Here is an 8,577-nt window from a genome sequence, read left to right on the forward strand (position 1 = left end):
GTTCCCATGGCGGTGTCCCGGCGCGGGTCGGCCAGGAGGAAACGTCCGATGAAGCTTCTTGTGACGGGCGGTGCGGGGTTCATCGGCTCGGCCGTGGTGCGTCTGGCGGTGTCGCGCGGCCATGAGGTAGTGAACCTCGACGCCCTGACCTATGCGGCGAACCTCGCCAACGTCGCGCAGGTGACGAACTCGCCGCTTTACCGCTTTGAGCACGCCGACCTGCGCGACCGCCCGGCGCTCGACCGCATCTTCGCGGCGCACCGGCCCGACGCGGTGATGCACCTTGCCGCCGAGAGTCACGTGGACCGCTCCATCGACGGCCCCGCCGAGTTCGTGCGCACCAACGTGGTGGGTACCTGCACCCTGCTGGAGGAGGCGCGCCGCTACTGGCGGGAGATGGACGACGAGGCGCGCGCGGGCTTCCGCTTCCTGCACGTGTCGACCGACGAGGTGTTCGGCTCGCTGGGACCCGAGGGGCAGTTCCACGAGGAGACGCCCTACCGCCCCAACTCGCCCTACTCGGCGAGCAAGGCCGGCTCCGACCACCTGGCGCGGGCGTGGCACCACACCTACGGGCTCCCCGTGCTGGTGACCCACTGCTCCAACAACTACGGCCCCTGCCAGTTCCCGGAGAAGCTGATCCCGCTGATGGTGCTCTCCGCGCTACAGGGGCGGCCGCTCCCGGTGTACGGGCGCGGCGAGAACGTGCGCGACTGGCTGTACGTGGAAGACCACGTCGACGCGCTGCTGGCGGTGCTGGAGCGCGGGCGGGTGGGCGAAACGTACGCCATCGGCGGCGGGTGCGAGCGCCGCAACCTGGACGTGGTGCGCGCCGTCTGCCGCACCCTCGACGAGCTGTGCCCCGACCCCGCCCTGGGAAGCCGCGAGCGGCTGATCCGCTTCGTGGAAGACCGCCCCGGGCACGATCTGCGCTACGCCATCGACGCCGGGAAGATCGCGCGCGAGCTGGGGTGGCGCCCGCGCGAAAGCTTCGAGAGCGGGCTGCGGCGCACGGTGCAGTGGTACCTGGAAAACGCCGCATGGTGCGAACGGGTGCTCTCGGGGGCATACCGCATGGAGCGGCTGGGCGCGGGAGCGGGCGTGTGAAGGGGATCATTCTGGCGGGGGGAAGCGGCACGCGTCTCTACCCCATCACCCAGGCGGTGAGCAAGCAGCTCCTTCCCGTCTACGACAAGCCCATGGTGTACTATCCCCTCAGCACGCTGATGCTGGCGGGGATCCGCGAGGTGCTGGTCATCTCCACCCCGCACGACCTTCCGCTCTTCCGGCGGCTGCTGGGCGACGGCTCGCAGTGGGGAATGCGGCTGGAATACGCCGAGCAGCCGGCCCCCGAGGGGCTGGCGCAGGCGTTCCTGATCGGCCGGGAGTTCGTGGGCGCGGGCCCGGTGTGCCTGGTGCTGGGCGACAACATCTTCTACGGCCGGGGGCTCACCGAGGCGCTGCAGCGCGCGACGGAGCGCGAGTGCGGTGCCACCGTGTTCGGCTACTACGTGCGCGACCCCGAGCGCTACGGGGTGGTGGAGTTCGACGCCGCGGGGCGCGCGGTGAGCATCGAGGAAAAGCCGGAGCGCCCCCGCTCGCAGTACGCCGTCACCGGGCTCTACTTCTACGACAACCGCGTCCTGGAGGTGGCCGCCGCGCTCCGCCCCTCGCCCAGGGGCGAGCTGGAGATCACCGACGTCAACCGGTGGTACCTGGAGCAGGGGGCGCTGAACGTGGAACTGCTGGGACGGGGGATGGCCTGGCTCGACACCGGGACCCACGAGTCGCTGGCGCAGGCCGCCAGCTTCATCCAGACGGTGGAGGAGCGGCAGGGGCTGATGATCGCCTGCCCCGAGGAGATCGCCTTCGGCTGGGGGTGGATCACCCCCGGCGAGCTGCTGCGCCTGGCCGAGCCGCTGGGCAAGACGGCGTACGGGAGCTACCTGCGCTCGCTCGCGGACGGAGGTGCGCCGTGAAGGTGGCCCGGACGCGGATGGAAGGCGTGCTGCTGATCGAGCCCGCCGTGTTTCCCGACGAGCGGGGGCTGTTCATGGAGGCGTGGAGCCGCGAGCGCTACGCCCGGGAGGGGGTCGACGCGGACTTCGTGCAGGACAACGTGTCGCTTTCGCGCCGGCACGTGCTGCGCGGGCTGCACTTTCAGAACCCGGTGCCGCAGGGCAAGCTGGTGAGCGTGCTGCGGGGCGAGGTGTGGGACGTGGTGGTGGACCTGCGCCGCGGCTCCCCCACCTTCGCGGAGTGGGAGGGCTTCACCCTGCGCGAGCAGGGGAGCCAGCTGTACGTTCCGCCCGGCTTCGCGCACGGCTTCGTGGTCACCAGCGACGCCGCGCTCTTCTCCTACAAGTGCACCGCCCCCTACTCGCCGCCCCACGAGCGCAGCCTGCGCTGGAACGATCCCGACGTGGGGATCGCCTGGCCGGTGGATGCACCCGTGCTTTCGGAAAAGGACGCGGCCGCGCCCCTGCTGCGCGACCTTCCCGCCGGGGCGCTCTTCGCGGGCGCGGAGGCCGGGGCCGTGACCGCATGAGCGGCGGCGACACCATCCTGCTCCTGGGGCGGAACGGGCAGGTGGGGTGGGAGCTGCAGCGCGCGCTGGCCCCGCTGGGGCGGGTGGTCGCGCTGGGGCGGGACGAGGCCGACCTCGCCGCGCCCGAGCGGCTGCGCGACGCCGTCCGGCGCCACCGCCCGCGGCTGGTGGTGAACGCCGCCGCCTACACCGCGGTGGACCGGGCGGAAACGGAGCCCGAGCTGGCCTTCGCGGTGAACGCCGCCGCCCCCGGGGTGCTCGCCGAAGAGGCGCGGCGCGCGGGGGCGTTCCTTGTTCACTACTCCACCGACTACGTCTTCGACGGCGCCGGGAGCGCCCCCTACCGCGAGGACGACGCGCCCAACCCGCTCAACGTCTACGGCCGCTCCAAGCTCGCGGGCGAACGGGCGGTGCAGGCGGCGACCGACGACCACCTCATCCTGCGGACCAGCTGGGTGTACGGGGCGCGCGGCGCCAACTTCCTGCGCACCGTGCTGCGGCTGCTGGACGAGCGCGACGAGCTGCGCATCGTGGCGGACCAGGCGGGCGCTCCCACCTGGAGCCGCACCATCGCCGAAACCACCGCGGCGGTGCTGGCCGGCAACGGCCTGGCGTCGCCGCGCAACGCGGGGATCTTTCACCTGGCGGCGGCGGGGCGCACGAGCTGGCACGGCTTCGCGACCGCCATCCGCGACGCCCTCCCCGCGCCGTACCGCCAGAAGCGGATCACCGCCATCCGCACGGACGAGTACCCCACGCCGGCCGCGCGACCGGCGTGGTCGGTGCTCGACACCACCCGGCTGCGCGAAACCTTCGGCGTCGATCTCCCCGAGTGGAACGCCCCGCTCGCCGAGGTGCTGCGGGAGCACGCCTGCCTCCGGGAGGAGGAAATCCCGCGCGGCTAGCGGCGCCGGGATGTGGGCGTCGTCCCGGGAAGGGGGTGCCAGCGGGGGTCGGCGAGGGCCACGCCCCCGTCTCCGGCCGGGACCAGGCGGAAGTCGCGGAACCCGATCCGCTCTTCCGGGTGGGGCGAGCCGTTGTCTCCCAGCGTGGTGGAGGGAGCGGAAACGATCTGCAGGCGCGGGCCCAGCCGGCCGGCATGGTCCGCGTGGCGGTGGCCGTGAAAGACCACGCACGACCGCGGGGGAAGCGCGTCCAGCAGCTCCCCCGCGTTTTCCACCCCCAGGAACAGGCCGGCCAGGTCCGCGCGAGGCTGGCGGAGAAAGGCGCGCAGCCCGCGTGGGGCGATCGCCGGGTGATGGTGCAGGAGCACCACCGCCGGCCGGCCGCCGAAGTGCAAGAGCGCGCGGCGCAGACGCGCGAGCGCGCCAGGGTTCACCCGCCCGAAGCCGTTGTCGAGCACGCTGCGGCCGGGCGCGTTGCTGTCGAGCACGAAGAAGAGCGGGCCCCGCGGCGCCACCTCCACCACCAGGGGGAAGATCGCGTCCCAGACGCGCCGCGTTTCCACCTCGGCCGCCCGCTCGCCCCCGGCGTCGCCGCTCCCCGGGACCATCCCGGCGGCGGCGCGCAGCGCGCCGCCCCGCGCGGCCAGAAAGTCCCGCAGCCGCTGGGGCGGCATCCCGTCCGGAAACACCCAGCTGCGTGCGCCCTGCACCCGGTCCATCGCCGCCATCGCGCGCACGCGGCGGAGCGTGCGTGAGCGTGCGTGCCCCCGCTCCATCACGTCGGCGTCGCGCGGGTCGGGAACGTACAGGTCGTGGTTGCCGGGCACGAGCACGGCGCGAGCGAGCAGCGCCGGCTCCACCTGCGCGAAGAACTGCGCCCACTCCTCGCCGCTCCCCCCGTTCGTCACGTCGCCCGTCACCACGAGCGCATCCACGGCGGCGAGCAGGTCGGCGTGGGCGCGCACCAGGGCGGCGAACCGCGCGTTGGGGCTGGGCCGGCCGTTCATCCGCGGCACCTGCGGGCCGGCCGTCAGGTGCAGGTCGGACCAGTGCGCCACGCGCACCCCCTGGCGTCCGGCCGCGGGGGGCAGGTCCAGCGGCTCCATCCGCGGCCTCCCCGCCGGGCCCAGGCGCCGCCGCACGCCGTCGTACGCGAAGCGCCCGCCCACGGCCAAGGCGCAGGCGCCAAGGTAGCCCCAGCCAACCGCGTGGACCCCGCCGCCCCGCCCCGCGCGCCCGGCGAGGGAGGCGGCGAGGGAAAGGCACCCAAGGACCACGGACATTCGAAGGGCGAGCTGAACGCGGCGCGCCGCCGGCCACCCCGGCTGCGGCGCCAACACCTGCGCCGAGGCGATCCGCGCCCCCCGCGCCACGAAGTACAGCCCGCCGCCGAGGAGGCCGGCGGCCGCCACCCCGCGCGCATCCGCTGCCCATTCGCCCGCCGCCGGCGCGAGCACGGGCGCCAGCGCCGCGACCGCGGCGGCGCCAAGGAGGTACAGCCGCAGCGAGAATACCCCCGCGCGCCCCCGCCGCGTCCCGCCGTCCGCCGCCGGGGCCGGCCCCGGAAAGCAGGGATCGGCGAAGGCACCGTCCGCCGCAGCGCCACCGCCGCCCGCCGGCGCTGCGGGACGGGCGCGGTCACGGCGTGAAAGGGCTCCGGCTCCGTGCGGGGTCATCGGGGGGTCATCAGGACGGAACGGAAGGGAAGGAGATCACACCCTGGCAGATTAAGGGCGGGAAAGGACGCTTGTCAAGCAAAACGGCGGCACGGCGGCCTCCCCGCCCCGGGAAGGCTCGGCGTGCGGCGAAGCCCGGCACGGTGCGCACTTTCCCTCGCGCCGCACGAAGATCGTTGACCCGGCAGGAGCGGCCTTGTAACATACCCGTTGCAGTTTACAATCCGGCGTAATCCGTCTGGTCCGCAATGCCACCCTCGCGGCAAACCGCTCCCCCAGGCTAAACCCATGAACGACACGGTCCTCATCACAGGCGGCGCCGGCTTCATCGGCTCCCACACCGCCGACGCGCTCCTGCGCGAAGGGTACGCGGTGCGCGTGCTGGACACGCTGGACCCGCAGGTGCACGGGCCCGCGCGGGAGCGGCCGGCCTACCTGGACCCCCAGGTGGAGCTCGTCGTGGGCGACGTCCGTGACCCGGACCTGGTGGAGCGGTGCGCGCGCGGGGCCCGCTTCGTCTACCACTTCGCCTCGCTCACCGGCGTCACGCAGTCCATGTACGACGTGCGCAACTACGTGGACGTGAACGTCACGGGCACCGCGGCGCTGTGGGACGTGATCGTCAACCGCCGGCTGGACGTGGAAAAGGTGGTGCTGTCGTCGTCGCGCGCCGTGTACGGCGAGGGCAGCGGGTTCTGCCGCGCCTGCGACCGCGAGGTGCACCCCCTTCCCCGCCAGGCCGCGCAGCTGGAGCGCGGCGACTGGGAGGTGAAGTGCCCGGCCTGCGGCGCCGACGTGCAGGCCGCGCCGGTGCGCGAAGACAAGCCGCCGCAGCCGCTCTCCATCTACGCCGAGACCAAGGTGGCGCAGGAGCGCATCTCCCGCTGCATGGCCGCGGCGCACGGCGTGGGCGTGGCCGTGCTGCGCTACTTCAACGTCTACGGGCCGCGCCAGGCACTGGGAAACCCCTACACGGGCATCGCCCCCACCTTCTGCTCCCGCGTGCGCGCGGGGGAGACGGTGTGCCTGTACGAGGACGGGCGTCCGCTGCGCGACTTCGTGCACGTGAGCGACGTGGTGCAGGCCAACCTGCGTGCCCTGGCCTGGAACGGCGCCGACGGGGCCTTCAACGTGGGCTCGGGCGATCCCCGGACGATCGAGGAGATCGCCCGCGCCATCTGCGCGCGGATGGGGGCGGAGCCGCGGATGGAGGTCACCGGGCAGTACCGCGCGGGCGACATCCGCGGCTGCTACGCCGACCTGGAGGCGTCCCGCCGCGACCTGGGGTACGTCCCCGCCATCCGCCTGGAGCAGGGGATCGCCGACCTGGTGGACTGGGTGCTCCTGCAGGACGGCGTGCAGGGAAAGTACGAGGAGGCGCTCCAGACGCTGGAAAGCAAGGGGCTGGTGCGCCGGGCCGCCGCCGCGGCCCCGGCGCTCGCCTGACCGCGCACCCCTACGCGGCCTGCATCGCCCGGGTGCCGCAGAGCGACCCGACCAGCTGCCGGAAGTTCTCCGCCGCGTCCCAGCCGGCGAGGGAATCGGCCAGCCGGGCCGCCGCCGCGGCGGGGGCCGGGTCGTTTAGCAGGGCGGAGACGGCGCCGCGAACCGCGTTGCGGGTCACGTTGTGGGCCTTGAGCAGGCGGGCCGCGCCCGTGCGCTCCGCCAGCCGGGTGAACATCACCTGGTCGATGTTGGTGGCCACCCCCAGGAACGGCCGCCCCGCCGCCAGGCTCTGCTGCCCGGCCGTGCTCCCCCCGTTGCAGATGACCACGCGGGCCCGGGCGCACGCCTCGTCGCCGGGAAGGTAGGGCGCGGCGAAGACGTTGCCGGGCCACCCGGCCTCGCGGGTCCCCGCCCCCCCGGCCAGCAGCACGTACACCGGCATGGAGGCGAGCGCCTCCAGTACCGTTCCCAGCACGTCCGAGGGGCCGGAGCTCCCCAGCCCCAGGTACACCACGGGCCGGTCGTCCGGCACCCGGTTCCACCAGGCGGGCGGCTCCACGGTGGGCGACCAGTGCACGGGCCCGATGAAGCGGTGGTTGTGCGGAAGCGGGTCCATGGGCACCAGCTCCGGGAGGTCGCAGTACAGGTTCCAGTCGCCGTACACGAACTCGCGGTGCAGCCGGAAGCCCGCGACGCCCTGGCGAAAGCTCAGCCGGGCCACGTTCAGCGGCACCGTGTGCAGCGACGCGTTGAAGGGGAAGAACAGCGAGAACATCCGCTGCGCCACGCCGTCGCTCACCAGCCCCACGAACGGGTGCTCCGCCAGCTCCCAGGAGATCCGCGCGTACGGGCTGTGGTAGGCGTCCACCAGGTTGACCAGCGGCACCCCCGCCAGCGGGCAGCTGATGGAAAGCGACTGGCGCAGGTCTCCCACCACCAGCTCCGGCCGCACCTCGTGGATGAGCGCCAGGTCCTCGCGCACGTACCGCCGCAGGGTGCGCACTCCGAACATGGGGGTGCCGAGCTTGGCTGCCCGCATGAAGCGCTCGCTGGAGATGGAGTCCAGGTGATGGCGCGTCCCCGGCACCGGCGAGATCAGGTCGTCGAAGCGCGGATGGCAGGCGAAGTGGACCTCGTACTCCTCCGGCGGGAGCGCCCGGGCCAGCTGCAGCGGCCGGGTGACGTGCGACAGGGTGCCGGCTTCGGCGAAGAAGAGGATGCGGCGCCGGGCCGCGCGCGGTTCGTTCGACATGATCATCTCACGGGTTGAAAGCAGCGGCGCCACCCCCGGCGCCGTTCATGACGCGGAACTCCCCCACCACCATCGCACTGCCATGCCAGCCACTGAAGCCGCCCCCCGCTACCTGATCCGCAACGCCCTGCTCTACGACGGCGACTGCGAAACCGGCTACACCGCCGACCTGCTGGTGGAGGATGGAAAGATCGCGGCGGTCAGCCGCACGCCCCTTCCCGAGCCCGCGGGCGCCCGGGTGATCGACGCCACGGGCAAGTGGGTGACCCCCGGGTTCATCGACATCCACACCCACTACGACGCCGAGGTGGAGATCAACCCCGGGCTGAGCGAGTCGCTGCGCCACGGGGTGACCACCGTGTCCATGGGGAGCTGCGGCCTCAGCCTGGTGATGGGCACGCCCGACGACCTGGCCGACATGTTCACCCGCGTGGAGGGGATTCCCAGCGACTACGTGAAGGGGCTGCTGCGCGAGGTGAAGGACTGGGACGGGCCCGGCGACTACTGGGCGCACCTGGGCCGCCTGCCCCTGGGGCCCAACCTGGCCTCGTTCGTGGGGCACTCCACCATCCGCGCGGCCGCCATGGGAATGGAGCGCAGCCTGAGCACCGGCAACGAGCCCACCCGCGAAGAGATGGCCCGCATGGACGGGAGCCTGCAGGAGGCGCTGGACGCCGGCTTCCTGGGGCTGTCGCTGAACCTGCTGCACTACGACCGGATGGACGGCGACCGCTACCGCAGCCGCCCCAC

At 73.2% G+C, this 8,577-nt stretch carries 8 protein-coding genes; 6 read left to right on the forward strand and 2 right to left on the reverse strand.

What is annotated here, in order from left to right; all coding sequences use genetic code 11:
* Positions 1 to 48: 48 nt before the first annotated feature.
* From rfbB to rfbD, 4 genes are read left to right on the forward strand one after another with little or no spacing between them, the layout of a single operon-like run.
* Positions 49 to 1,107, forward strand: coding sequence for a dTDP-glucose 4,6-dehydratase (gene rfbB / locus VIB55_RS15880; RefSeq protein WP_331877640.1), 1,059 nt, complete (start codon positions 49 to 51; stop codon positions 1,105 to 1,107).
* Positions 1,104 to 1,979 (forward strand): glucose-1-phosphate thymidylyltransferase RfbA, encoded by an 876-nt coding sequence (gene rfbA, locus VIB55_RS15885; RefSeq protein WP_331877641.1) that lies wholly within the window; start codon positions 1,104 to 1,106, stop codon positions 1,977 to 1,979. Before rfbB ends, rfbA begins: the two co-directional genes overlap by 4 nt.
* Positions 1,976 to 2,548, forward strand: a complete 573-nt coding sequence (rfbC, locus tag VIB55_RS15890) for a dTDP-4-dehydrorhamnose 3,5-epimerase (protein WP_331877642.1) — start codon at positions 1,976 to 1,978, stop codon at positions 2,546 to 2,548. The genes rfbA and rfbC overlap by 4 nt, the downstream gene beginning before the upstream one ends.
* Positions 2,545 to 3,453, forward strand: coding sequence for a dTDP-4-dehydrorhamnose reductase (gene rfbD, locus VIB55_RS15895; protein WP_331877643.1), 909 nt, complete (start codon positions 2,545 to 2,547; stop codon positions 3,451 to 3,453). The genes rfbC and rfbD overlap by 4 nt, the downstream gene beginning before the upstream one ends.
* Here rfbD and VIB55_RS15900 read toward each other — a convergent pair.
* Positions 3,450 to 5,129, reverse strand: coding sequence for a metallophosphoesterase family protein (locus VIB55_RS15900; RefSeq protein ID WP_331877644.1), 1,680 nt, complete (start codon positions 5,127 to 5,129; stop codon positions 3,450 to 3,452). The two genes, rfbD and VIB55_RS15900, sit on opposite strands and share 4 nt — an antisense overlap.
* A gap of 288 nt (positions 5,130 to 5,417) precedes the next feature.
* On the opposite strand from VIB55_RS15900, the gene VIB55_RS15905 reads away from it, so the two are divergent.
* Entirely contained in the window at positions 5,418 to 6,575 is a 1,158-nt protein-coding gene (locus tag VIB55_RS15905; protein ID WP_331877645.1) for an NAD-dependent epimerase/dehydratase family protein, read from the forward strand.
* A gap of 10 nt (positions 6,576 to 6,585) precedes the next feature.
* On the opposite strand, the gene VIB55_RS15910 is transcribed toward VIB55_RS15905, so the two are convergent.
* Positions 6,586 to 7,827 carry a nucleotide disphospho-sugar-binding domain-containing protein gene (locus VIB55_RS15910; protein WP_331877646.1) on the reverse strand — a complete coding sequence of 414 codons (1,242 nt, stop codon included), beginning with the start codon at positions 7,825 to 7,827 and terminating at the stop codon, positions 6,586 to 6,588.
* Positions 7,828 to 7,909: 82 nt separating this feature from the next.
* Here VIB55_RS15910 and VIB55_RS15915 point away from each other — a divergent pair.
* The coding region (locus VIB55_RS15915) for an amidohydrolase family protein (RefSeq protein ID WP_331877647.1) at positions 7,910 to 8,577 on the forward strand (668 nt) is incomplete at its 3' end.

The sequence above is a fragment of the Longimicrobium sp. genome (assembly GCF_036554565.1).
Taxonomy (GTDB): Bacteria; Gemmatimonadota; Gemmatimonadetes; order Longimicrobiales; family Longimicrobiaceae; genus Longimicrobium.

What these genes read in the sequence shown, in the direction of transcription:
- VIB55_RS15910 (WP_331877646.1), bottom strand. Translation starts at nt 7,827, where the DNA reads ATGTCGAACGAACCGCGCGCGGCCCGGCGCCGCATCCTCTTCTTCGCC.
- rfbB (WP_331877640.1), top strand. Translation starts at nt 49, where the DNA reads ATGAAGCTTCTTGTGACGGGCGGTGCGGGGTTCATCGGCTCGGCCGTG.
- VIB55_RS15905 (WP_331877645.1), top strand. Translation starts at nt 5,418, where the DNA reads ATGAACGACACGGTCCTCATCACAGGCGGCGCCGGCTTCATCGGCTCC.
- rfbD (WP_331877643.1), top strand. Translation starts at nt 2,545, where the DNA reads ATGAGCGGCGGCGACACCATCCTGCTCCTGGGGCGGAACGGGCAGGTG.
- VIB55_RS15900 (WP_331877644.1), bottom strand. Translation starts at nt 5,129, where the DNA reads ATGACCCCGCACGGAGCCGGAGCCCTTTCACGCCGTGACCGCGCCCGT.